The following is a 1709-nucleotide window of genomic DNA, read 5'->3' as shown; positions in this document are numbered from 1 at the left end:
CGGTACGATTGCCGCGAGATATACCGGAATATGGAGTTGGAGTCTGAGAGTGGCGAAATCGCCCCGTTCCGGTGTAATTCGTGGGATTGCTACTGTTGCGCCCACCGAATGCGCTGTAACCTCATCGAGGAGCTGGACAGACTCATCGAGGAGCGCCCCGAACTGCGGAGACTTCTGACTATCACGCTCGACGAGGAGGTCGCGCCGGACGGTCAGGATGAACAGCACCAGTACCTGACCGAGCGGTGGAATGCCCTGAGAACGGAGATAAAGGACCAGTACCCCGGAATGTCGTTCGTGTGGATTCGTGAAGAGGGTGAGAGCGATAACCCGCACCTGCACCTGCTGGTAGACCGCTATCTGCCTCAAGCCATGTTGTCGAAGACCGCCCAACGGGTCGGCCTCGGCGAGGTCGTGGACATCCGGCGAGTGAATGCGAGGAATGCCGCGAAGTACGTCACGAAGTACCTGACCAAGGGGGCGCTTCACGACCTACCTGACGGCGCGAGACGGTACGGCAGTAGTCAGGACATCGACTTGGCCGTCCGTGGGTCATCTGAAGAGCCTGAAGAGGACTGGGACCTGCTCATGGACGACCATGAAGTGTCGAAGGTGTCCGGCGACGGGCCGCTTCGTCGTGAAGTTACATCGACTGACCTGTACCGCCAGCGCATTGAGGGGAGAGTGCCCGGCCTCGATCCACCTGACTGAGCGAGGAAGGCCGGAACCGGGGCCAGCGAAGGCAGAGCGAGCGAAGCGAGCGACCACCGAGCGCGCCGGCTGCGGCAGACCGTAGCGGGCCGGTCTCGGCACCCATAGTCTAACTCCGCGCTGGCCGGTAGAGGCTCTGTACTGTGGAAATGGGTGGCCGGCGTTTACCACCCACCGACCGTGCCACCCACAGTGCCCTTCGGTCAGTACCTGACGGCCGTGTACGGCCGTCAGCGGCGCGCTGCGCGCGTCGGTGGCTGCGACGGGCCCCTTGTGGGTCCGAGCAGCCCCGCGCCGTCAGCGGGACGCACGGGACGGCGTAAGGGCACCACAGTTAAGTCGCTACCCGGTAGATGTGTCTCAAAGTCAGTTAAACCGTGATAAGCCCCGTTCCACCGGGGCTGGATGACCCGGCCGTCCCACCGGCCGAGAAGCGACCCGTTGCTGATAGGTCATCTAGTCCTGAGACGATTCAGAGGTATAAATCTAGATGCTCTGGGAGCCGCTTCTATACGGAACCTGATAGTTTCCCACTAGTACAGTGTTGTCCTGAAAACCTACCAGAACGGCAACATAGCCAGAGGCACCTGCTGGCGGCTGCCCCCACAGCCGCCACGAGGGCCGGTGAGCGACGGGCCGGTGAGCGAGTGAAGCGAGCGAACGAGCGCCGAGCGCCCCGAGGCGCGAGAGGGCCGGAGCCGCCGGAAGCGGCCCCCTGCGGGCCGACCCGGAAGCCGGGCCGGAAGACCCGACCGAAGGGAGGGGTCTCGTGAGCGGCAGCGGTCGCGGTAGCGGTCCTTCACTTGACGACGGTAAGAACATCTCAAGAGAGTCTGTATCGTGCCAGACCGAGCAAAGCGAGTTAGGTGACCACCTAGATTTGACGAAAACTGGCGAGGACCAGGGCGAATCCGACCGGTACGATTGCCGCGAGATATACCGGAATATGGAGTTGGAGTCTGAGAGTGGCGAAATCGCCCCGTTCCGGTGTAATTCGT

Annotated in this window: 1 protein-coding gene; it reads left to right on the top strand. The window is 62.4% G+C overall.

Annotated features, from left to right (window positions below; translation table 11 throughout):
* The coding region (locus IEY38_RS21130) for a rolling circle replication-associated protein (RefSeq protein WP_229775429.1) at positions 1–711 on the top strand (711 nt) is incomplete at its 5' end.
* Between the last annotated feature and the right edge of the window lie 998 nt (positions 712–1709).

Source organism: Haloarcula sebkhae (assembly GCF_014647415.1).
Lineage (GTDB): Archaea > Halobacteriota > Halobacteria > Halobacteriales > Haloarculaceae > Haloarcula > Haloarcula sebkhae.
The sequence above is the reverse complement of the archived record's forward strand: the minus strand, read 5'-3'. Positions and strand labels throughout refer to the sequence as shown.